Origin of the sequence: Glutamicibacter arilaitensis Re117, from assembly GCF_000197735.1 — a bacterium.
Lineage (GTDB): Bacteria > Actinomycetota > Actinomycetes > Actinomycetales > Micrococcaceae > Glutamicibacter > Glutamicibacter arilaitensis.
In genome coordinates this window covers 2809770-2832558 of the sequence record NC_014550.1, presented here as the reverse complement: position 1 = coordinate 2832558, position 22789 = coordinate 2809770, and the positions used below count along the sequence as shown (strand labels likewise).

Here is a 22789-nt window from a genome sequence, read left to right as displayed (position 1 = left end):
TTGGCGAATTTCAGTGCGACAAGGGATTTTGCGTGTGCGACAAGAACTGTGAAGAAATTTTGAAAAATCTTTTGCTGGCTGGAATAAGGATGTACAGAGTAGAGTTGAGTTAGGTACACTCAAGTTTATGAGTTCACCCAATGAGAGAAAGGATGCGCGTGGACACCAAACTCACCACCAAGAGCCAAGAGGCCCTCTCGGCTTCCGGTATGAACGCTTCAACCGCAGGCAATCCGCAGATTGAACCTGCGCACCTGCTTAAGGCATTGCTTGACCAGCGGGAATCAGTAGCCGTGGCCCTCCTGAAGACTGCCGGAATGGATGTCGACGCGCTTTCAGTCAAGGCTAGTGCCGTGATTAACGCGCTGCCTTCGACTTCCGGATCCTCGGTTGCCCAGGCCCAGTTCTCCCGCCAGCTGCTGCAGGTCGTGAACAACGCCCAGGAGACCGCCACCGAAATGGGGGACACCTATGTCTCCACCGAACACCTGCTGATCGCTTTGGCATCGGATCAGACCAAGGCCGGAGAAGCACTGCGCGAATTCGGCGCCACTCGTGAACTGCTGGTTGGCACCTTGCCGACCATCCGCGGGGACCGCAAGGTCAACAGTCCTGATCCGGAAGCGACCTTCCAGTCCCTGGAGAAGTTCGGCACCGACATGACCGCCTTGGCTCGCTCGGGCAAGCTGGATCCGGTCATCGGCCGTGACCGCGAAATCCGCCGTGTGGTCCAGGTGCTTTCCCGCCGTACCAAGAACAACCCGGTACTGATCGGTGAGCCCGGCGTGGGCAAGACCGCTGTGGTTGAGGGCCTGGCCCAGCGCATGATCGCTGGCGACGTGCCAGAATCCCTGCGCGGCAAAACCCTGATTTCCCTTGATCTGGGTGCCATGGTCGCCGGCGCGAAATACCGCGGTGAATTCGAAGAGCGCCTGAAGTCGGTATTGGAAGAGATCAAGGCCTCCGATGGCCAGATCGTCACCTTCATCGATGAGATCCACACCGTCGTCGGTGCCGGTGCCTCCGAAGGTGCCATGGACGCCGGCAACATGCTCAAGCCGATGCTGGCCCGCGGCGAGCTGCGCCTGATCGGTGCCACCACCTTGGATGAGTACCGCGAGAACATCGAGAAGGACCCGGCCCTGGAACGCCGCTTCGCCCAGGTGTATGTCGGCGAGCCGAGCGTGGATGACACCATTGCCATCCTGCGCGGACTGAAGGAACGCTACGAAGCGCACCACAAGGTCTCGATCGCCGACTCGGCCCTGGTGGCTGCCTCCACGCTGTCCAACCGGTACATCTCCGGACGCCAGCTGCCGGACAAGGCCATCGACCTGGTCGATGAGGCCGCCAGCCGGCTGCGCATGGAGATCGACTCTGCTCCCGAGGAAATCGATGAGCTGCGCCGCGAGGTGGACCGGCTGACCATGGAAGAGCTGGCGCTGTCCGATGAGACGGATCCAGCTTCGGTGGAACGCTTGGAAGCTTTGCGCAAGGACATGGCCGACAAGAAGGAAAAGCTTGATGCGCTCAATTCCCAGTGGGAAGCGGAGAAGGCTGGACTGAACCGCGTTGGGGACTTGAAGGTCAAGCTCGATGAGCTGCGCAGCCAGGCTGAAAAGGCCCAGCGCGAAGGGGATCTGGAGAAGGCCTCACGCCTGCTCTACGGCGAGATCCCAACGCTGCAGCAGGAACTGGACGCGGCCGCCGCTGCCGAAGCCGACAAGGCTGATGTGCACACCATGGTGGCTGAGGAAGTCACCGCGGACGACATTGCTGAAGTCATCTCGGCCTGGACGGGCATCCCGGCCGGGCGCATGCTGCAGGGCGAAAGCCAGAAGCTGCTGGAGATGGAAGAGGTCATTGGGCAGCGCCTGATGGGCCAGAAGCAGGCAGTCGCCGCGGTTTCCGACGCGGTGCGACGGACTCGCGCAGGCATTGCCGACCCGAACCGCCCAACCGGCTCCTTCCTGTTCCTTGGTCCAACGGGTGTCGGCAAGACCGAGCTGGCCAAGTCCCTGGCGGACTTCCTGTTCGATGACCCGCGTGCCATGGTGCGTATCGACATGTCCGAGTACTCCGAGAAGCACGCGGTCTCGCGTCTGGTCGGTGCTCCTCCGGGCTATGTCGGCTACGAGGAAGGTGGACAGCTCACCGAAGCGGTACGCCGTCGCCCGTACTCGGTGATACTGCTCGACGAGGTGGAGAAAGCCCATCCAGAGGTCTTCGACATCCTGCTGCAGGTACTCGATGATGGGCGGTTGACCGATGGGCAAGGGCGCACGGTGGACTTCAGGAATACCATCCTGATTCTCACCTCCAACCTCGGTTCCCAGTTCCTGGTGGATCAGTCCTTGGAAGAGGAAGCCAAGAAGTCTGCGGTGATGAACGTGGTCAACGCGTCATTCAAGCCAGAGTTCTTGAACCGCCTCGATGAGGTGATCCTCTTTGATCCATTGAGCATCGAAGAGCTCGGGAACATCGTCAAGCTGCAGATCGACCTGCTGGCCCAGCGCCTGGCTGATCGCCGACTGAGCTTGATAGTGGATCCGGCCGCGAGCGAGTGGCTGGCACTGACCGGATACGACCCGGCCTACGGTGCCCGCCCATTGCGCCGTTTGGTGCAGCGCGAGATCGGTGACCGCTTGGCTAAGGAGATCCTTGCCGGAACGGTCCAAGATGGGGATGCCGTAGTGGTCAGCCTGGATGAGGCTGGTGACAAGCTGCAGGTTGCCAAGCAGGGCTAGGTACCTGGAACGCAACGAGGGCGTGAACAGATGGGAAATCTGTTCACGCCCTAGTTGGCTGTAATCAGTGCAGCCCTAGCTTTCAGTGCTTTCTTCGTCCTTCGGCTTTTCATCCTCGGACTTGGAATCGTTTTTATCGCCCTCGTCGTCGCTATCGCCCTCGGGCAGCAAAGAGCTGCGGACGTTGCCCTCCGACAAGCTCAGGAAGCAGGAAACCGTACGGTCGCCCTGATCCCAGGTGCTCTCCGAAGGACGCGAGAAGTGATAGGTCCAGGTGGAGTCCAACCCGGCGCGTGGATCCAGCGAGACCGACTTGCACAGGTCCTCTGACTGAGTCAGCAGTACGTTGGCTCCGGGATAATCTTCACCGGTGAGCTGGAAAGTGCCGATCAACTGGGCATTATGGGAGGAATCACAGGTGACAACAGTCTGCGGGTCCAACGGGGAGAGGAAGCCGCGCAGGCAATCGCCTTGCTCCAGCTGAGCCGGTGGCATCTGCGTAGCGATGATGCCGTCGAGGCCGGGATTTTCATTGCGTGGCACGTTGTTCGCGATGGGCGAAGCTGGGGGATCCACGAGTCTCAACACGACGAAAACCACTGCAGCGGCCAGTGCAAGCACAGCAACAACCATCAAAGCCCACCTAGCGCCTTGACGTTTGGGCTTCTCCGGTTCTGGCTGCAATGGCGGTAACGCCGCCTGCGGCTCAGGCAGATTGTTTTCCACCACCTGTTGAGCTCCTTCGTGGTTGGGTCGGGCGATCGCTCGCCGGCTCAATACGTAGTCGTTGGACTAATCGATAGTCTAGCGGTTTCGGCGGGTGTTGCATTCAACGCTCGCCGGTGAATCGTGTTAACCTTTAATTACGAAAGAACTGATCACATATTCGGAGGCCTTCATCTTTTTCAAGGTGGACCACCTTCCGACTCTACTGAAAAGAGGGGGTCACGCCATGGGGCGCGGCCGTCAAAAGGCTAAAGCACAGCGTCAGGCGCGAGATATCAAGTACTACTCGCCGTCCACTGACCTTTCGGCACTTGAACGCGAACTGGGCGTTCGGTCCGATCATCACGCTCAGAATACTGAGCGTAATGATTCATCGTATGACGAAGAATATTCGGATTACGACGAGCTGACTAAGAAGTACTCGGGAGATGACGAAGACGAGTAGCCTCGTCTTCTGACGCCGGGAGTCCTTGGCTCAGAGTGCCACACCTTAAGCGTTGAGTGGTACAGCTCTTCAGTACATTTTGCGACATGCCGCAGCGACTAAGCTAGATTAGCTTTAGTCGTTGCGGCCTTTGTCGCGCCCCGCAACTTTAAGGTGGAACGTGAGCACTCCAGAAGAGCTGTCAATCCAGATGGCGCACCACTCGGCCATCCGCTCGATGCAGCGCATCGTCGAGCAGCAGGCGCCGGCATCCCCGGAAACCGAAGCGCGTGCCGGGGTGCAGCAAATGCTTGCAGCCGGACGAGTCCTGGTGGTCACCGGAGCCGGAGTCTCCACGGACTCGGGCATCCCCGACTACCGCGGTCCGCAAGGCTCGCTGCAGCGCCACCGTCCGATGACATTCCAAGAATTCCGCTACCGGCCCGAAGCCCGCCAGCGCTATTGGGCGCGCGGCTACGTCGGCTGGCGGCATATGGATAAAGCAGAGCCCAACCAGATCCACCGGCGCCTGGTGCAATGGGAAGAAACGGGAAAGATCAGCGGGATCGTTACCCAGAACGTTGACGGGCTGCACCGGCAGGCAGGTTCGCGCCGGGTGATTCCGGTGCACGGCGACCTGTCGATTGTGCGCTGCTTGGATTGCGGCAACAGCGAGAACCGCAATGATTTCGACCTGCGCCTGCAAGCGGCCAATGAAGGCTATCTGGAAGCCGTGGAGATCGACCCCGCGGCAGTGAACCCGGACGGCGACGTGGAGCTGCCCCAGTACCTGGTGGAACAGTTCAACATGGTCAGCTGCCTGCGTTGCGGTTCCCTGGCGCTGAAGCCCGACGTGGTCTACTTCGGCGAAAGCGTGCCTGTCGAACGCAAGGAACGCATCGCCGCGCTTGAAGCTGAATCAGATGCGCTGCTGGTGATGGGATCTTCACTGGCTGTGATGAGCGGATACAAAATTCTGCTGAATTTCGTGAAGCGGGAATTGCCAGTGGCCTTGATTACCAACGGCCACGTCCGGGGAGAACAGAAAGCGACGTGGCGCTGGCGCGTTCCGCTGGAACAGGCACTGCGCCAGCTGGACTAGCGATGCACCGGCCGGTGGCTATCGCTTAGAAGAACGACAACGGGTTTAAAAGCAGATGCGCCGTGCTGCATGCAGCACGGCGCATCTGGCGAAGCAATAACGCTTCGAATTCCTACTTGGCGTAGTTGCCGGTCATCAGCACTGCGCCGCCATCAACGCCCTTGGCACCCTGGACATAGTCCAGGCCAGCCTGAGCAGCCGATGGATCGATGTTCTCGACGCCACCCATGATCCAAGCGCCCATGCCGGCCTTGTTCAGCAGGTTCACGGCACGGTCAGCCACGGCTGGATCGACAACGGCAACCATGCCCACGCCCAGGTTCAGGGTGCGCTCAAGGTCAGGCTGCGGCACATTGCCCAGCTGGGCAATGGTGGAGAAGACTGCCGGCAGAGCCCAGCTGGAGCGGTCCACGCGGGCCATCAGGCCCTGTGGCAGTACTCGGGCCAGGTTGGCTGCCAGGCCGCCGCCGGTGACGTGGCTGAAGCCGTGCACGCCGAAGTTCTCGCCGTCGTTCAGCTCGCCCGCCAGATCCAGGCATGCGGTGGTGTAGATGCGGGTTGGAACCAGCAGTTCCTCACCCAGAGTCTTGCCGAATTCGGCGACTTCGCGCTCCAGCTCCCACTTGGCGTGGGCGATGACGCGGCGCACCAGCGAGTAGCCGTTGGAGTGGATGCCCGAGGAAGCCATGCCGATAACTACGTCGCCTGCGCGCACGCGCTCTGGGCCCAGCAGCTGATCAGCTTCGATGACACCGGTCGCGGCACCGGCCACGTCGTATTCGTCCTCGGCCAGCAGGCCTGGGTGCTCGGCGGTTTCGCCGCCCACCAGCGCGGTGCCGGCCAGCTTGCAGCCCTCGGCGATGCCGCGCACGATGTCCGCGATGCGCTCGGGGACGACCTTGCCGGTGGCGATGTAGTCGGTCATGAACAGCGGCTTGGCGCCCACCACGACGATGTCATCGACGACCATGCCGACCAGGTCCTGGCCGATGGTGTCGTGGATGTCCAGCTTCTGCGCGATGGCGACCTTGGTGCCCACGCCGTCGGTGGAGGTGGCCAGGTACGGCTTCTTGTAACCGGTCAGGAACGATACATCGAAGAGCCCGGCGAAGCCGCCTACCCCTCCAACAACGCCGGAGGTGTGGGTGGCCTTGATGGCGCCCTTCATCAACTCAACGGCGCGGTCACCGGCCTCAACGTCAACGCCGGCACCGGCATAGGTGATGGAAGTTGGCTGCTGATCATTGCCGCTCATGGCAGTCGGTTCCTTTTCTGTTCTGGATCCCGGATTTCCGGGGTCCTTTGCAACGAGATGGTTGGGGATCATGAAGGGATTAGTTGGTTGCTTCGAATTCAGCATCAGGGCCTGGCTCGCAACCGCCCTGGTTGGCACGCTCAAGCAGGTTCTTGCCGCGGCGTTCCTCATTAGGCAGCGCGATCGGGTATTCGCCGGTGAAGCACGCGGTGCATAGGCGCTCGCGCGGCTGGCGGGTGGCTTCGATCATGCCGTCTTCGGAAATATAAGCCAGCGAGTCCGCGCCGATGGAGGTCGCGATCTCATCCACGGCCGCGCCGTTGGCGATCAGCTCGGCACGCGACGCGAAGTCGATGCCGTAGAAGCAAGGCCACTTCACCGGAGGGGAAGAGATCTTCACGTGCACCTCGGCCGCACCGGCTTCGCGCAGCATGCGCACCACGGCGCGCTGGGTGTTGCCGCGGACAATGGAGTCATCCACCACGACTACGCGCTTGCCGCGCAGCACGGTTTCCAAGGCGTTGAGCTTGAGCTTGATGCCCAGCTGGCGCAGGGTCTGCGATGGCTGGATGAAGGTACGGCCCACATAGGCGTTCTTCACGAAGCCGTGGGTGAACGGAATGCCCGATTCCTCGGCGTAGCCGATGGCTGCCGGGGTACCTGATTCCGGAACCGGGATCACGATATCTGCATCCGCGCTGTTCTCGCGGGCCAGCTGGCGGCCCATCTCCACGCGGGATTCGTAGACCGAGCGGCCGGCAATAGCGGCATCGGGGCGCGCCAGGTAGACGTATTCGAATACGCAGCCCTTGGGGGTGGCTTCGGCGAAGCGGGTGGAGCGCACGCCGTTCTCATCGATGGCGATCATTTCGCCTGGTTCGATTTCGCGGATGAACGAGGCACCGACGGTAGCCAGCGCGGGCTGCTCCGAGGCTACAACCCAGCCGCGGTTCAAGCGTCCCAAGACCAGCGGGCGCACGCCGTGCGGGTCGCGCGCTGCATAGAGGGTGTCTTCATTCATGAAGACGAAGCAGAACGCGCCCTCGATCTTCGGCAGCAGTTCCAGTGCGGTTTCTTCCAGCGTCTGGCCTTCGGAACCAGCCAGCAAGGCGGTGACCAAAGCGGTGTCGGTGGTGTTGCCCTGGGCGATTTCTCCGCGGACCTTGCCGCCTTCGGCCTGCTGCTTGGCAGCGACCATGTCGGCCAGATCAGCGGAGTTGGTGAGGTTGCCGTTATGGGCCAGAGCCACGGTGCCGGTCTGGGTAGGACCCAGGGTTGGCTGCGCATTGGCCCAGTGGCTGGCACCGGTAGTGGAGTAGCGGCAATGGCCGATGGCCAGCTGGCCGGTCATGGAATTCAGCGTATTCTCGTCGAATACCTGGGAGACCAGGCCCATGTCCTTGTAGACGTTGATACGCGCACCATCGCTCGTAGCAATGCCCGCGGACTCCTGTCCGCGGTGCTGCAAGGAATACAGGCCGTAATAGGTTAGTTTTGCGACCTCTTCGCCAGGAGCCCAAACGCCAAAAACGCCGCATTCATCCTGCGGGCCTTTTTCGTTCGGAAGCAGATCGTGATTTAGGAATCCATCGCCACGCGCCATGTTGGTTATTCTCTCATGTTCCAGTTGGTCGACACCGACCAAGAATGTGGTGGGTGGCGGCCAGGTGCGCGGCCGCCTGCTCTTCTAATTCAGGAGAAAAGCTGCCTAGCCTTGTAGTCCGCTGGAGTCAGTGTCCTCGGCCAGAAGAACTGCCAGATGCTTGGTGGTTTTGCGTGAAGTCACGCGATCAACGATTACGTATGCCAATGCGCCGATGCCAACGCCCAAACCTGCACCGAATATTGCAAAGAATCCGGACGCTGCGGTGCGGGTGTAGTCCTGCGAAGGTTCGCCAAGCAGGCCGATGACCAGACCTACCAGTGCGCCAACGACCGCGAAGGTCAAGATGAACGGCCAGAACTTCGGCGACGAGTGAATTTGCACTTCGACACTCTGATCGGCAGAAGACGGTGTAGCGGGGTGTTGCTCCATACCCTTAAGGGTACTCAATAAGTGGTAGATGCGCTGACAAGTCTGCCCTAAGTCCAGAAGCGTGCAATTGCCCAGTTTGCAAGGCCTCACCCCAACTAATCCGGCCAGTAGCCAAGGAAAGCCAGAGCTCAGCAGGCATTTCGACTACATTCGGCGGTGTTCCGCGGGTATGGCGGGGCCCCGCTATGCACTGAGTCACACCAAAGGGCGGTATGCGGACTTCCACCGAGTTGCCTTCGGCGCGAGAGGCGAGTTCCTCCAGCGAAAAGCGCACTGCAGCGGCCAGCACCGGACGTGCTGTTTTTCCTTGTCCCTGCGCGGTTTGCGCCCATTCGCGCAGGGCTGCCCGGCCAGCGGTTTCATCGATGCGCCGCTTGATTGCCATGGTTCAATTCCACTTTCTCTCGATGACGGAGAAACGTCATATTTGTATCTGCTGGGCATCCTCTGTGGATCTGGCAGAACAACAAGTTCGCCCATGCCAACTCTAGAACAGGCCGGCACCGGCACGCGCTTGCATCCGCGGTGGCCAAGAATTGACTTGCCTGCGTTCGCCCAGTGCGCCCAGGCATCGCCTCCAGGATCGGGCAGGTGCCGGGCACCGGGCCTGGCGGCATGGGAATCTGGGCGGTGCCAGTGCGTCATAGACGCAGTTGGCCCGCTGGATCTCCGGTAAACTCGGGCGGGTGAAGGTACTGGTTATTGGCCCAGGCGGCCGTGAGCATGCAATTGTCCGTGCACTGAGTGCAGACCCCTACGTCAACGAAGTTCATTGCGCCCCCGGCAACGCCGGTATCGCACAGGACGTCACCACCCACGCGATCGACGCGCAGGACCCTGCAGCCGTCGTCGCACTGGCCCAAGAACTGGGCAGCGATCTGGTAGTTGTCGGCCCAGAAGCCCCGCTGGCTTCCGGCGTTGCCGACGCGCTGATCGCCGCGCAGATCCCGGTCTTCGGCCCAACCGAAGCTGCCGCGCAGCTCGAAGCGTCCAAGGCTTTCGCCAAGAACGTGATGGCTGCCGCTGAAGTTCCAACCGCCATGGCCCACGTGGCCACCAACCGCGAAGAAGCAGCCAGCGCGCTGGATGACTTCGGCGCGCCATACGTCGTCAAGGACGACGGCCTGGCCGCAGGCAAGGGCGTCGTGGTCACCACCGACCGCGACGAAGCGCTGGAGCACGCCCAAGCCTGCTTCGATGCCGGTGGCACCGTAGTCATCGAAGAATTCCTTGACGGCCCGGAAGTTTCCCTGTTCGTCATCTGCGATGGCAAGCATGCTGTTCCGCTGGCCCCAGCCCAGGACTTCAAGCGCATCTTCGATAATGATGAAGGCCCGAACACCGGTGGCATGGGTGCCTACTCGCCGCTGGAATGGTTGCCTGAAACCTTTGTGGACGAAGTCATGGACCGCGTCGCCTACCCGACACTGCGCGAAATGGAAAAGCGCGGCACCCCATTCACCGGTGTGCTGTACTGCGGCTTGGCCATCACCAAGCGCGGTATCCGCGTCATTGAATTTAACGCCCGCTTCGGCGATCCGGAAACCCAGGCTGTCCTTGCCCGGCTGAAGACCCCATTAGGCGGCATCTTGCTGGCAGCAGCCAAGGGCCAGCTCGACGATGCCGAACAGCTGACCTGGTCCGAGCAGACCGCGGTCGATGTAGTCATCGCCGCGGCGAACTACCCCGATAGCCCGGTCAAGGGTGCGGTGATCTCCGGCCTGGAGGCAGCTAACGCCCTGGATGGCGTGCATGTGATGCATGCCGGCACGTCCAGCGATGCTGACGGGAACATCATTGTTTCCGGCGGCCGCGTACTGGCCGTGGTGGGCCTGGGCGATGACCTCGCCGCAGCCCGCGCCGCAGCTTACGCAGGCGTTGGACAGATCAGCTGGGATGGCGCCCAGTCACGCACCGACATTGCGCTCAAGGCCCAACGCGGCGAAATCATCATCGCCAACGAAAGCAAGTAGAGGACTACAGAACTCATGGCAGGATTCCAGACCGAAGTGCTCGACCTAGAAGGTTGGGACCATTTCTACTCGGGCAAGGTGCGCGACCTGTACGTACCTGCAGGAGTGGCTTTCGACGACACCGACCGTGTCCTGGTCGTGGCCTCCGACCGCATCAGCGCTTATGACTTCGTGCTCTCCAGCGAGATCCCGGACAAGGGCAAGGTCTTGACCCAGCTGAGCCTGTGGTGGTTCGAGCAGCTGGGCGATTTCGCCAACCACGTGATCTCCACCGAGGTTCCTGCCGCGGTGGCTGGACGCGCGATGGTGTGCAAGAAGCTGGACATGTACCCGATCGAGTGCATCGCCCGCGGCTACCTGACCGGTTCGGGACTGGCCGAGTACAACGTTTCGCAGACCGTGTGCGAGCTGCCTTTGCCTGAAGGCCTGGTGGACGGCTCGCGCCTGAGCCCAGCATTGTTCACCCCATCGGCCAAGGCCGAGGTGGGGGAGCACGATGAGAACATCTCCTTCGCCCAGACCGTGGAACGCGTTGGAACCGAAGTGTCCGAGGCACTGCGCGAGAAGACCGTGGCTCTGTACGAGCAGGCCGAGAAGATTGCCCGGACGCGCGGGATCATCCTGGCCGATACCAAGGTGGAGTTCGGTGCCGACCCGGCAACCGGCGAAATCACCCTGGGCGATGAGGTCCTGACCCCGGATTCCTCGCGTTTCTGGGATGCGCAGTCCTACAAGCCAGGCCAGTCGCAGGCCAGCTTCGACAAGCAGTTCGTACGCGATTGGCTGACGTCGGCTGAATCGGGCTGGGATAAGAACTCCGGTGAAGAACCACCGCAGCTGCCAGCTGAGATTATCGAGAAGACCCGAGCCCGCTACATTGAAGCTTTCGAGCGTCTGACCGGATCGGCATTCACGGCCTAATCGGCTGCCGAAGCACCAAGTACGACAATGCCCTGCGCAGATCGAGATGATCTGCGCAGGGCATTGTGCTGTCTTAGGCGGGTTTAGACCAGCGAGTCCTTCCAAGCCTTGTGCAGGGCCGCGAAGCGGCCTTCATCGGCAATCAGCTGCGCCGGGGTGCCATCTTCGGTGATCTTGCCGTCATGGACCACCAGGACGCGGTCCGCGATCTGCACGGTGGACAGGCGGTGGGCGATGATCAGTGCGGTGCGGTTTCCTAGCAAAGTTTGCAGTCCGCGCTGCACCGCGCGCTCGGATGGGATATCCAGCGAGCTGGTGGCCTCATCCAGTATCAGTACCGCCGGGTCTGCCAAGAAAGCGCGGGCAAAGGAAATCAACTGCCGCTGCCCGGCCGAGACGCGTCCGCCGCGCTTGTTCACATCGGTGTCGTAGCCCTCGGGAAGATCCATGATGAACTCGTGGGCGCCCACCGCGCGGGCAGCGCTCTGGATATCTTCCAGCGAGGCACCCGGACGGCCCAGGGCGATGTTCTCCGCTACCGAGCCGGAGAAGAGAAACGCCTCCTGGGTTACCATCACCACGTGCCTGCGCAGTTCCTTATTGGACAGCTCGTTGATCGGCACCGAATCCAGTTCCAAGGTCCCAGAACGCAGGTCGTAGAAGCGGGCAATGAGCTTGGCCAGCGTGGATTTGCCGGCGCCGGTCTGCCCGACGACGGCCACCGTCTGTCCGGCCGGGATCTGCAGGTCGAATTGCTCCATGATCACCGGGCCATCGCCGTAGCCGAAGACCGCGTCCTTGAACTCCAATTCACCAGCTACCTTGCCGACGGTGCGTGGCGCGGCAGGTTCGCGCACCGTTGGTTCTTCTTCCAACAGCCCGGAGACCTTCTCCAAGGCGGCGGTGGCAGACTGCAGCGAAGAGTAGAACATGGCGATCTGCTCGACTGGCTGGAACAGGCGCTTGGAGGCCAAGAGGATGGCCACCATGGCACCGACCTGCATGGTTCCGTCGATGATGCGGAATCCGCCGTAGGCCAGCAGTGCGGCCACGCTCAGGTTGCCGATCAACACCAGCCCTGGCTGCAGGACACCGAAGAGGTTGAAGGAGCGTACCGAGTTCACCCGGTATTTTTCTGCGATCTCCGAGTAGTTCTCATCATTGGCAGTTTCGCGGCGGAAGGCCTTGACCGCACGGATGCCGGTCATGGTTTCCACGAAGGTGGAGATGACCTTGGCCGAGACGACGCGCGATTCACGGTAGAGCACCTCGGAACGGCGCTGGTACCAGATGAAGAGGATGATTACCGGGATGGCGGCCAGGCACAGCAAGAGGCCGCTGCGCCAATCCAGGAAGAAAATCGTGATCAGGGTGAAGATCACGAACACGCAGGAGGAAGCCAGCTCCGAGACGCCTTGATCCAGCAGCTCGCGCAGGGTTTCAAGATCCGAAGTCTGCCTTGAGATGATCCGCCCGGAGGTGTAGCTCTCATGGAATTCCAAGCTCAGCCGCTGGGTGTGGCGGAAGACCTGCTCGCGCAGATCCAAGAGCATGGCTTGGGAAATCTTTGCCGCACTGGTGATGTACCAGGAGAGCAGCAAGCCGCTGAGGATGGCGCACACGATGTATCCGGCTCCGGTCCAGCCCAGCGCGCTCCAATTTCCCTCGCGCACCTGCGGCAACGTCCAGTCGATGGCAAAGGCGATCAGCACCGGAAGCAGCACGCGAGCCGCGTTGGAGAACAGCACCAGCACGACGGTCAGGATGAACAGCTTCTTCTGCGGAACTGCCAGGGCGGCCAACAGCTTGAAGGAACGGCGCCGCACGACCTTTCGTTCAGCAGCAGAGAGCTTGATGGCGTCTTCATTGGCGACGCCTAGGGGCTTGCTCATCGGGAGACCTCCGCGGTGGCTGGCTGTTCTTCGTCATCCAGGCTGGCAATGACGAATCGGTAGTGCTCATTGGTGCTCAGCAGGTGGGTGTGGCTGCCCACCGCATCGATGCGCCCATCGCGCAGCAGCGCCACGCGGTCAGCGAGCATCACGGTCGAGGGACGATGCGCCACGATCAAGGTGGTGGTCCCGGCCAGGACTTCACGCAGCCTTTCGGTGACCAGTTCCTCGGTGCGCACATCCAGGGCCGAGAGCGGGTCGTCGAGCACCAGCACGTTGGGACGTGCCGCGATGGCGCGGGCCAATGCGATGCGCTGGCGCTGCCCGCCGGAGAGCGACAGGCCTTCCTCGCCGATCAGCGTATCCACCCCTTCAGGCAGGGAGTAGGCGAATTGGGCTTGGGCCACGTCCAAGGCTTCGGCCAGCAGCGCTTCGCGCTGGCGTTCATCGAGGTTCCCCGGGGCGCCGAGCAAGACGTTGCCGCGGATGGTGGTGGAGAACAGCGTGGTGTCTTCGAAGGCCACGGCGACCTCGGAACGCAGTTCCTGCAGATCCCAGTGCTTGACGTCCTGTCCGTGGACGAGCACCTGGCCGGCTGTTGCTTCATGCAGGCGCGGAATCAGGTTCAGCAAGGTGGACTTGCCTGAACCGGTGATGCCCACCAGAGCCATGGTTTCCCCGGGGCGGATCTGGAGATTGATATCCGCAAGGATCGGGCGGTGGGTTCCGGCGGTGTCGGGGAAAGCGAATCGCACATGGTCCAAGGTGACGCTGCCATCACGTTGTGCAGGGGTGCGCGGCTGGGCGGGGGAATCGATGTCGTTGATGGAGTCCATGACTTCGAAGTGGCGGTCCAGCGCGGTCTTGGTACTCAATGTCATGCCCAGCAACATGCCCATGCCCTCGACAGGGCCGGCGATCACCGCCGCGATGGCGAAGTAGGCCACCAGCGAGCCGACGCTCAGCGAGCCGTATGCTACCTGGGTGATGCCGATGAATAATCCGATGCCCAAGATGGTTTCGGGGATGGCCACGACGGTCAGCAGGAAGCTGGCCAGGGTCTTGGCCTTGGTGATTTCTGTTTCCTGCAGGGTCTTGGCTTGGGCACTGAAGCCTTCGTAGACGTGCGGTCCACGGCCGAAGGCCTTGATGACGCGGATACCGTGCACCGATTCCTCGACTGCGGTGGCCAGGTCACCGGCCTGGTCTTGGCTGCGGCGGCTGGCGGCCCGGTAGTCATTGCGGAAGCGGTAGGCCTTGATGGAAATCGGGATGGATCCCAGCAGGTAGAGCAGGCCCAGGATCCACGAATGGGTGAACATCAATACCAGGCCGGTGATGACAGTGACGGTTTCCACCACCAGCATCATGGCCCCGAATGCGAGCCATCGGCGCAAGAGGCTCAAATCCGACATGGAACGCGAGAGCAGCTGTCCGGAACCCCAGCGTTCATGGAATGCCACGGGCAGACGCTGCAGGTGCTTGTAGAAGCGGATGCGCATCTGCGCTTCAAGGCCTGCTGCCGGGTTCAGCACGAACTGGCGGCGCAAGAAGATCAGCAAGGCTTCGACCAAGCCCAAGGCCGCAACGATGCCAACTGAGAGCCATACTTCGGAGGCGGCGCCATCTCGGTGCAGGACGACATTCACCAGCCAGGCGAGGACCTGGGGGATGGCTAGCGCGACAATGCCGGCGCCCAGTGCGCAGAGGAAACCGCAAAAGAGCCGGGGGAGGATCGGCTTGACGAATGGGGCCAGTCGTTTCAGCGTTGCGGAGAGCGGAATCGGATCATTTGAGCCGTCCTGTTGAGCTTGAGCCACGGTACCCCGTATTCATCCAGAAGGTTGACAGAGTTACAGACTACCGGCAGTAGTTGGGATATTTCAATCAATGCGCCACTTTGCGAAAGAAGTGCTTCGGGATGGATGCAAAAATCCCCGATTGAGCAACAGCATGGTGCTCAATCGGGGATTAAGGATAGAAAGCGGCGTTCTAGTCGCGGGCCGTCAAAGTGACCAGCACTGCTTCTGGAGGGCAAGCAAAGCGAATCGGTGCGAAGCGCGAAGTGCCCAGGCCGGCCGAGACATTCAGCGGGACAGTGTTGCCGTTGTAGTCCCAATCGGTCAGTCCGCGCGCACGCCATGTTGGCAGATCGCAGTTGGAGACCAAGGCGCCGTAGCCTGGGATGCAGACCTGGCCGCCATGGGTATGACCGGCGAAAATGACATCCGCATTCGCCTCGGTGAACTGGTCCAGGACCCGCTGGTAGGGTGCGTGGGTCAGCGCAATGCGCACATGGGGTGCCTCGTTGCTGGAAGAAGAGCCGCGCGGCCAGCCTGCGAAGTGGTCGCGTTCCAGGTGCGGATCATCGACGCCGGTTAGATCCAGGCGCAAGCCGTTGAGCACCGTGGAATGCGCACGGTTGGACATGTTGATCCAGCCAGCGCTGCCAAAGGCGCGGTGCATTTCTTCGAAGGGCAGCTGGTCCCTTGTTGCAGGCTTGGGGGTGCCGTTGGAAGGAGTCAGGTACCTGAACGGGTTCTTCAGCTTCGGTGCGTAATAGCAGTTCGAGCCGGGTACGAATGCGCCAGGGAAAGCCATCAGTGGTTCGAGTGCCTTGATCAACGCTGGCACGCCTTTGCGGTGGCTGAGGTTGTCACCGGTGTTGATGACGAAGTCAGGTTCCAGATCTGCCAAACCGCGCAGCCACTTGGTTTTGGCTTCTTGCCCCGGCACCATGTGGATGTCTGAAAGATGCAGGACCTTGATGTCGCGGTATCCGCGCGGCAGGACCTTCAGGCTCTCGTGGCGCAGCCCGAACTTCTGGGTTTCGAGCATGCCGTAGCCCACCAGCGCGCCGCCCAGTGCCAAAGCACCGGTGGTCGCAAGGGCAGCTGTACCAGCGGCATGACGTAGCGCCGAAGCGAAATTATTCTGTTCAACCATGACTTATGTGCCATTGACCTTTCGAAACCCGGAAGCAGCTTCTGGTGAAGTTCTCCTATGCCAATCTAAACCGAAAGGCCGCGTCCAACCAAAGTTGGACGCGGCCTTTCTAATGTTCAGCTAGTCATCGGACTTCTTGCCATTTCCGTTGCCGCGATTGCCGTTATCGGAGTCGGGCGTGGAGGAGGATTTTTCCTTGGGCTTGGAATCTTCCTTCTTCTCTTCCTTGTCATTATCCTTCTCATCTGAGTCGGACTTGGAATCGTCTTCTTCCTTCGGCTTTGGTGGAGGCGGCTGGCGACGGGCCGAACCGAAGTTGTTGCGCTCGTATTCGTGCACGGCCTCTTCCATGAAGTCCACCCACAGCGGTGCAGCGTAGGTCGAGGAGTCGAGCACCATTGAAGCCCGCTGGTCGTTGATCATCGAACCCTGAAGCGTATTTTCTTTCTCAGCGGCGGTCGCATTGACTCGTCCCACCCAAGCTGCAGTGGAAATGCCTGTCGTGTAGCCCACGAACCAAGTCGAAGTCGACCAGTTATTCGTACCAGTTTTACCAGCAATCGGACCTGAAACTCTGCCCTTAGAAACTCGGTCAGTTGCAATAGACTTCAGTGTTCCATTCAGGTCGGCAACATAGGTCGGATCGATTTCCTGCGAACAGGTTTCCTTCTTGACTTTGTAGTCGGTGCCATCTTTGTCAGTGATCGACATGATCGCACGTGGTTCGCAGTATTCACCCTTGTTGGCGAACGCTGCGAAGGCTGCAGCCTGCGCCAGGGGAGTGATCTTAGGAGTACCAATAACGAAAGATGGGTGCGTCGCGGAAATCGGCTCGCCCTTGCCGCTGTCGTAATCGACTAGTCCCAACTTTGTGGTGTAGTCGGTGATATTGCAAAGATCGAGTCTTGCGGCCTCGGCTACGGTTGCGGTGTTAATCGACCACTTAAGTCCGTAATTAACTTTCATTTTGCGCTTGAATCCGATTGACGCGTTATTCACGTCCCAGCCGCCATAGGCACGTGTGGATCCAGTGGGCAAGCAGGAGGCCTTCCAGTCATACGAGCCTGAGTAGTGATCGCGCCTTGCATCAATGGTGTCCCACATATTGTGGCCCTCTTTAAGCCATGCCAGTGTGGTGTAGGGCTTCATAGTTGAACCAGCTTGGAAACCACCGGCGCCACCTAGAGAACGCTCAACAGAATAATTCAGAGTAGTTTTTCCGTGACCGCCAGCAGGGTCATAAGCCGTGTTTTGTGCCATAGCCAGAATGTTTCCAGTACCTGGTTCTACTGACACAATGGCGGATGCCACGTCTGTATTCGACTTGGCTTCCGGGTCGATGGCCTTGCGCGCATCCTTTGCAGCTTTTTCATTCAGCTTGCTGTTCAAGGTTGTCTTGACAGTCAGGCCACCGCGGTACAACATGTTTTCACGGTCCTCGCGGGTCTTTCCCAACGACTCGTTTTGCAGAACCAGTTCGGTGGCAAGATCGCAGAAGAAAGCGTCATCGCCAGCCGAATAACAGCCGGAAGACTGGGACTTACTAGGCTTCAGGTCGAGATCCGACTTCACCGCCTTGTCGTATTCCTTCTTGGTGATCGCGTCGGCGCGGTACATATTGCCCAGCACCTTGTTGCGGCGATCGATGGAACGCTCAGGGTTGTTGAGCGGGTTGTAGACATTTGGCAACTGGACCATGCCGGCGAGCATGGCCGACTGCTGCACGTTCAGGTCCTTGGCATCGATGGAGTAGAAGTGCTGAGCGGCAGCCTGCACGCCGTACTCTCGACCCGAGAACAGCACCAGGTTCAAGTAGCCCTCCAGGATCTCGTCCTTGGACATTTCCTTCTCGATCGCTACCGCGTACTTCAGCTCGCGGATCTTATCTGCATAGTCCTTCTGGCCGGAAACGGTGGACTCAGCGGAGCCGGTCAGTTCCTGGTTGTTCACCAGCAGGTTGTTCACGTACTGCTGGGTCAAGGTGGAAGCACCAGAGCGGCTCGAAGAGGTGAGGTTGCCAACTACTGCACGGGCGATGCCCTTAGGGTCGATGCCGCTGTGCTCGTAGAAACGCTCGTCTTCCACCGAGATGATCGCCTTGCGCATGTTTGGCGAGATGTCATCAAGCTTCACAGGCTGGCGGTTTTGCTGGTAGAAAGTCGCGATGGTTTTACCATCGGCATCCAGGATCGTGGAAGGCTCCGGGATCGGGAGCTTTTCAAACGAGCTCGGAAGCGCTGTGACAATGTTATTACCGGTGGTCAAACCGGTTTTAGCGATTGCCGCAATGGGCACGAGCATGCCTGCTGCGAGCACACCACACAGGGCGCTGATTCCGAAGAATGCAACGACTTTTCCCAGAGTGGTAGCGGTATCAAAAAAGGGGGACTTCTTGGCTGCCATACCCACTAGTTTACAAGGACGCGCTAACGTATCGAGTATGACTAAATGGGAATACGCAACTTTGCCGCTTTTGATTCACGCTACGAAGCAGATTCTGGACCAGTGGGGAGACGACGGTTGGGAGCTGGTAACCGTGGTTCCAGGCCCTAACGGCTCGTCTCCAGTGGCCTACATGAAGCGTCCAAAAGCATAACTAGCAACAACATTCACTAAAGGAGAAATCCCATGCAAGAAGCTACTTCTTCGCGTGTCGAAGCTCGTCTTGCCGAGCTCGGTCATGCCTTGCCAGCCGTAGCCAAGCCGGTAGCTGCCTACCTGCCTGCCATCACCACCGGCAACTACGTCTACACCTCCGGCCAGCTACCGTTGATTAATGGTGAACTCACAGCGGTTGGAAAGGTTGGCGCAGAGGTTTCGGCTGAAGAAGCCAAGGCCCAGGCACAGACCGCAGCGCTGAACGCGCTGGCCGCCATCAAGGCTGAAATTGGTGACCTAGATCGCATTAAGCGCATCGTGAAGGTTGTCGGTTTCGTGTCGTCTGCACCAGAGTTCACCGGACAGCCAGGAGTGATCAACGGGGCATCGGAATTCTTCGGTGAAGTCCTCGGTGACGCAGGCCTGCACGCGCGATCAGCAGTCGGCGTTGCCGTTCTGCCACTGAATGCTCCGGTCGAGGTTGAGGTCATCGCCGAATTTGAGTAATTCAAGCCAGTTTCCTGCTGCGCGGCCCCGACGGGCCTTCCCGTCGGGGCCGCGCAGCGGTATGGTGCGCCGGCTCTTTGATTTGCCGCCACATCAAATCGCTACCGCCGAGAACTGGTTCTCTTTTGGCTCACGCACTCCGCGTACCCCGCGGCGCGCGTCCGCTGTTTGCCTTGTGCGGGACTCTTCTCACGGCGTGGAGACTTACTTGACCTATCGCCCTGGCGGATCGCCTATGGGCAACGTAGCCTTTCCTGGCGGTAGCCGTGAGGCTAGCGACGGGGCGAACTACCAATGGTTCGGCCCGAGCCTGTCCCAATGGTCCAGGCGCATGGATCAACTGGACCAGCAGCTGGTCCAGTCCTATATCGTGTGCGCCATCCGCGAGCTCTTCGAAGAGACAGGAATCCTGCTTGCCGGAACCGACGAGCAGTCCGTGGTCGAAATGACCGACGCCGATGACTGGATGACCGCCCGCGAGTCGATCGCTGGACAGGATCTTGGATTCGACGAATTCCTGCGTCGGCGCGGGCTTGGCTTGCGCACCGACCTCTTGCGCCCGGTATCGCACTGGCTGAACCCGAACTTCGCCCTGCGCCGCTTCGACACCTGGTACTTCACCGCTACTGTGCCCAACCGCCAAGAGGCAACCTTGCTGCGCGGCAAGGGTAAATGGGGGCGTTGGCTTTCTGCTGGTGAAGTGCTGGCCAAGCGCAATACCAGCGAGCTGGGCGATATAGTGGGACAGCCCAATACCGTGAACCTGATTCTCTCGGAGATCACCTATCCGGCGGTGGAAATGATCTTGGAAGCCATGGCGGAAGCCAACGGAGTGGTCGCCTATCTTTCACGAGCCCGCTCCTTGAACCTGAAGCATCCGGATCTGCTGGTGCGTGATGGCATCTACTATTTAGAAGTCCTAGGCTCCATCAGCGCTGAATCCACTCGTTCATGGCAGGCCTCTGCCGGACACTGAAGCTCGAACTGCGAGCACGCTTAAACGACTCAGGCCGAAAATCCGCGAGGATTTTCGGCCTGAGTTGAATAACTTCGATTTAGCGCGAGCGCTGGCGCAAACGCTGGATGTCCAGAATCACGACGGCGCGTGCTTCCAGACGCAGCCAACCGCGCTGCACGAACTCGGCCAGGGCCTTGTTCACGGTTTCGCGGGAAGCACCAACCAGCTGAGCCAATTCTTCCTGGGTCAGCTCGTGAGCAACCAGGATGCCATCGGTAGCCGGGCGGCCGAAGCGGTCAGCCAGATCCAACAGTGCCTTGGCAACACGGCCAGGAACGTCGGAGAAAACCAAGTCGGCCAAGGACTCGTTGGTTCGACGCAGACGTGCAGCCAGAGCCTGCAACAGCTGGATCGAGACCTCAGGGGAGTTCAAGATAGCCTTGCGCATGTTGTCGTGGCTCAGACCCGCCAAACGGGTTTCAGACACGGCAGTAGCAGTTGCGTTACGTGGGTGTGGATCGAACAGTGCCATCTCGCCAAACAGTTCGCCTGGGCCAAGAACAGCAATCAAGTTTTCTCGGCCATCCGAAGAGGTGCGACCCAGCTTGATCTTGCCAGAAACGATGAAGTACAAACGGTCACCCTGATCGCCTTCACGGAACACCGACGCACCGCGGGACAGATCAACCTCGGTCAATTCTTCGGTTAGCGCGGCGAAAACTTCATCACCAAGCGACGCAAACAGTGGCGCGCGACGCAGTACCTCGATATCCATTAAAACTCCTGTCAACAGTAGTAGGCGCTTACTTCATTGTGCCGTATTCGGTAACAATGTGACAGTTTCCACACGTGGTTTAACCAAGAAAATGTTGAAGATCACGCACATTCGGCCGAAACTCGCGAATCTGCTCGCAGAAATCCATCAGCTTCTAAGGGTACCTTGGGTTTATACGAACTTTATGAATGAACTGGGGTCTTGGTGCTCGGAATTTTCAGCTGGCTCGACGTAGTCATCTGCGCTGTTTTGCTGATGTTTTTCATCATTGGAGTTCGTCGAGGCTTCCTGCTGACCATCGGCGACATGCTCGGCTTGATCGTTGGCGGTGTCGCCGCGTTCTTTGCCATCCCGCTGGTCTCCACCTTCGCCACGAACCCCTGGTGGCGCGTGGGCCTGATGGTCGCCACAGCCTCGGTGCTGATCATTCTCGGCCAAGCGTTGGGACGAGTGATCGCCACCCGGATCAGGCACTGGATGAACGTCGATTTCCTGCGCGCCGCAGACCGCTTGGCCGGCGGCGTGCTTTCGGTGTTCATTACCGCCACAATCATCGGTGGCTTGGCCTTTTCCACTTCCAGCATGGGTATTCCAAGGCTCTCGCTGGAGATCAGCAAGTCAAAGATGATCGACTCAATTCGTGGTCTGACACCGGAGTTTGTCGATGCCGCAATTTCCGCGGCTCGCTCCAAGGTCATCGCCGAAACGCTTCCCGCATTCCTGGAGCCTTTCGCGCCTCCTGTCCAAGCCCCGGAGAATACTGAATGGGCCGCCACCGACCTGCAGCTGGCAGCAGCACAATCGGCTGCCAAGGTCTCGGGCACCGCGGTGCAATGCGGTGTGAACCTCACCGGTTCTGGCTTCGTTGTGGACCACGAGCTGGTCATGACCAATGCACATGTGGTTGCCGGATTGAGCGCTGCTACCGTGGAGGTTGGCGGTGACGAAGTTCACCGCGGAAAAGTTGTTTACTTCGATCCGCAGGCCGACATCGCGCTGCTTTATGTCGAAGGACTGCAAAGCGAACCGATCCCGCTGGCTGACGAAGAGCTCATGCGTGGAGACGCAGCAACATTTGTCGGGCACCCTGCTGGCGGCCCGCAACAGATCCGTGGGGCCATGGTTGCTTCCCGCGCCTTTGTCTCCGTTGCCGATATCTATGGTGACGATCCTTCACGGATCTCCGTGTACCAGCTCACCGCAGAAGTTGCCCAGGGCAATTCCGGCGGGCCGCTGCTTGATGATTCAGGCGACGCCGTGGGAATGATCTTCGCCAAGTCGCGCAGCGACGACGAGGTGGGCTTCGCGCTGAGCCTGGAAGAAATCGAAAAGGCCCTGGAAATCGGCGCAGATCGACGCTCCAGCATCAAGACCGGGGACTGCATCTCCGGCTAAGGGCGTGGGACTACCGGCCCAGCAAATGGGCCAGCTGCTGGACTGCCAGCTTGTAGCCGTTTACGCCCGCACCGACAATAATCGAGCTGGCAACCGGTGAGATGAAGGAATGGTGGCGGAAGGCCTCGCGCTGGTGCACATTGGAAATGTGCACCTCGATGGTGGGCAGCTGAACCCCGCTGATCGCATCGGCCAGAGCCACCGAGGTGTGGGTGAAGGCCCCCGGGTTCATGACGATTCCAGCCGCGGTAGTGCGGGCCTCATGAATCGCATCAATCAGCACGCCCTCGTGGTTGGACTGCACGGCACGCAATTCAAATCCCAGCGAAGCTGCGGTTTCGCGGCAGAGCTGTTCTACATCGGCCAGCGTGTTGTGGCCGTAGATCTCCGGCTCGCGGGTGCCCAGCAGATTCAGGTTGGGGCCATTGAGCAGCAAGATGGTGTGCGATGCATTCTCAGTCATGGACTCAAATCTATTACACAACCAGCCCAATCCCGGTCAATTTCCCCGCGCCTGTAATACAAGCAAGCCGCC

19 protein-coding genes are annotated in these 22789 nt (G+C 60.1%); 8 read left to right on the top strand and 11 right to left on the bottom strand.

All coding sequences use genetic code 11. The features are described 5' to 3' along the window. The first annotated feature begins 158 nt into the window (after window positions 1-158). Complete coding sequence (clpB, locus tag AARI_RS13590; RefSeq protein ID WP_013349855.1) at window positions 159-2747, top strand: ATP-dependent chaperone ClpB; 2589 nt, start codon at window positions 159-161, stop codon at window positions 2745-2747. A 75-nt stretch (window positions 2748-2822) separates the two neighbouring features. Here the strand turns inward: clpB and AARI_RS18705 are convergent, their stop codons facing one another. Further along, the gene (locus tag AARI_RS18705; protein ID WP_157867153.1) at window positions 2823-3473 is read right to left on the bottom strand and encodes a septum formation family protein; all 651 of its coding nucleotides are present in this window, start codon (window positions 3471-3473) and stop codon (window positions 2823-2825) included. 226 nt (window positions 3474-3699) lie between these two features. On the opposite strand from AARI_RS18705, the gene AARI_RS13580 reads away from it, so the two are divergent. Continuing rightward, complete coding sequence (locus AARI_RS13580) at window positions 3700-3918, top strand: DUF3073 domain-containing protein (RefSeq protein ID WP_013349853.1); 219 nt, start codon at window positions 3700-3702, stop codon at window positions 3916-3918. A 190-nt stretch (window positions 3919-4108) separates the two neighbouring features. After that, on the top strand, window positions 4109-4999 hold the full coding sequence (locus tag AARI_RS13575; RefSeq protein WP_013349852.1) for a Sir2 family NAD-dependent protein deacetylase: 891 nt from the start codon (window positions 4109-4111) through the stop codon (window positions 4997-4999). 112 nt (window positions 5000-5111) lie between these two features. Here the strand turns inward: AARI_RS13575 and purM are convergent, their stop codons facing one another. From purM to AARI_RS13555, 4 genes are all read right to left on the bottom strand, one after another. Further along, entirely contained in the window at window positions 5112-6254 is a 1143-nt protein-coding gene (gene purM / locus AARI_RS13570) for a phosphoribosylformylglycinamidine cyclo-ligase (RefSeq protein ID WP_041648961.1), read from the bottom strand. 79 nt (window positions 6255-6333) lie between these two features. Beyond that, a complete protein-coding gene (gene purF / locus AARI_RS13565; protein WP_013349850.1) occupies window positions 6334-7857 on the bottom strand; it encodes an amidophosphoribosyltransferase in 1524 nt (507 codons plus the stop codon). A gap of 105 nt (window positions 7858-7962) precedes the next feature. Continuing rightward, the gene (locus tag AARI_RS13560; RefSeq protein ID WP_049862647.1) at window positions 7963-8241 is read right to left on the bottom strand and encodes a hypothetical protein; all 279 of its coding nucleotides are present in this window, start codon (window positions 8239-8241) and stop codon (window positions 7963-7965) included. Between the two features lie 52 nt (window positions 8242-8293). Next, window positions 8294-8674, bottom strand: coding sequence for a sterol carrier family protein (locus tag AARI_RS13555; RefSeq protein WP_013349848.1), 381 nt, complete (start codon window positions 8672-8674; stop codon window positions 8294-8296). Between the two features lie 301 nt (window positions 8675-8975). Between AARI_RS13555 and purD the strand changes: the two genes are divergently transcribed. Further along, complete coding sequence (purD, locus tag AARI_RS13550; RefSeq protein ID WP_013349847.1) at window positions 8976-10262, top strand: phosphoribosylamine--glycine ligase; 1287 nt, start codon at window positions 8976-8978, stop codon at window positions 10260-10262. Between the two features lie 15 nt (window positions 10263-10277). Next, the gene (locus AARI_RS13545) at window positions 10278-11183 is read left to right on the top strand and encodes a phosphoribosylaminoimidazolesuccinocarboxamide synthase (RefSeq protein ID WP_013349846.1); all 906 of its coding nucleotides are present in this window, start codon (window positions 10278-10280) and stop codon (window positions 11181-11183) included. 83 nt (window positions 11184-11266) lie between these two features. On the opposite strand, the gene AARI_RS13540 is transcribed toward AARI_RS13545, so the two are convergent. The 4 genes from AARI_RS13540 to AARI_RS13525 all read right to left on the bottom strand — a co-directional run bounded on the left by AARI_RS13540 (window position 11267) and on the right by AARI_RS13525 (window position 18424). Beyond that, on the bottom strand, window positions 11267-13075 hold the full coding sequence (locus AARI_RS13540) for an ABC transporter ATP-binding protein (protein ID WP_013349845.1): 1809 nt from the start codon (window positions 13073-13075) through the stop codon (window positions 11267-11269). Further along, complete coding sequence (locus tag AARI_RS13535) at window positions 13072-14895, bottom strand: ABC transporter ATP-binding protein (RefSeq protein ID WP_013349844.1); 1824 nt, start codon at window positions 14893-14895, stop codon at window positions 13072-13074. Before AARI_RS13535 ends, AARI_RS13540 begins: the two co-directional genes overlap by 4 nt. A gap of 172 nt (window positions 14896-15067) precedes the next feature. Continuing rightward, complete coding sequence (locus AARI_RS13530; protein WP_013349843.1) at window positions 15068-16021, bottom strand: metallophosphoesterase; 954 nt, start codon at window positions 16019-16021, stop codon at window positions 15068-15070. Window positions 16022-16141: 120 nt separating this feature from the next. Then, window positions 16142-18424: a transglycosylase domain-containing protein gene (locus AARI_RS13525; RefSeq protein ID WP_013349842.1), complete on the bottom strand. Its 2283-nt coding sequence runs from the start codon at window positions 18422-18424 to the stop codon at window positions 16142-16144. 225 nt (window positions 18425-18649) lie between these two features. Between AARI_RS13525 and AARI_RS13520 the strand changes: the two genes are divergently transcribed. Together AARI_RS13520 and AARI_RS13515 are read left to right on the top strand one after the other, a co-directional pair. Beyond that, complete coding sequence (locus AARI_RS13520; RefSeq protein ID WP_013349840.1) at window positions 18650-19126, top strand: RidA family protein; 477 nt, start codon at window positions 18650-18652, stop codon at window positions 19124-19126. A gap of 61 nt (window positions 19127-19187) precedes the next feature. Further along, complete coding sequence (locus AARI_RS13515) at window positions 19188-20102, top strand: NUDIX hydrolase (RefSeq protein ID WP_013349839.1); 915 nt, start codon at window positions 19188-19190, stop codon at window positions 20100-20102. A gap of 79 nt (window positions 20103-20181) precedes the next feature. Here the strand turns inward: AARI_RS13515 and AARI_RS13510 are convergent, their stop codons facing one another. After that, the gene (locus AARI_RS13510; RefSeq protein ID WP_013349838.1) at window positions 20182-20859 is read right to left on the bottom strand and encodes a Crp/Fnr family transcriptional regulator; all 678 of its coding nucleotides are present in this window, start codon (window positions 20857-20859) and stop codon (window positions 20182-20184) included. A gap of 204 nt (window positions 20860-21063) precedes the next feature. Here AARI_RS13510 and AARI_RS13505 point away from each other — a divergent pair, with 204 nt between their 5' ends. Next, entirely contained in the window at window positions 21064-22254 is a 1191-nt protein-coding gene (locus tag AARI_RS13505) for a MarP family serine protease (protein ID WP_041649986.1), read from the top strand. Window positions 22255-22264: 10 nt separating this feature from the next. Here the strand turns inward: AARI_RS13505 and aroQ are convergent, their stop codons facing one another. After that, the gene (aroQ, locus tag AARI_RS13500; RefSeq protein ID WP_013349836.1) at window positions 22265-22717 is read right to left on the bottom strand and encodes a type II 3-dehydroquinate dehydratase; all 453 of its coding nucleotides are present in this window, start codon (window positions 22715-22717) and stop codon (window positions 22265-22267) included. Window positions 22718-22789 lie beyond the last annotated feature (72 nt).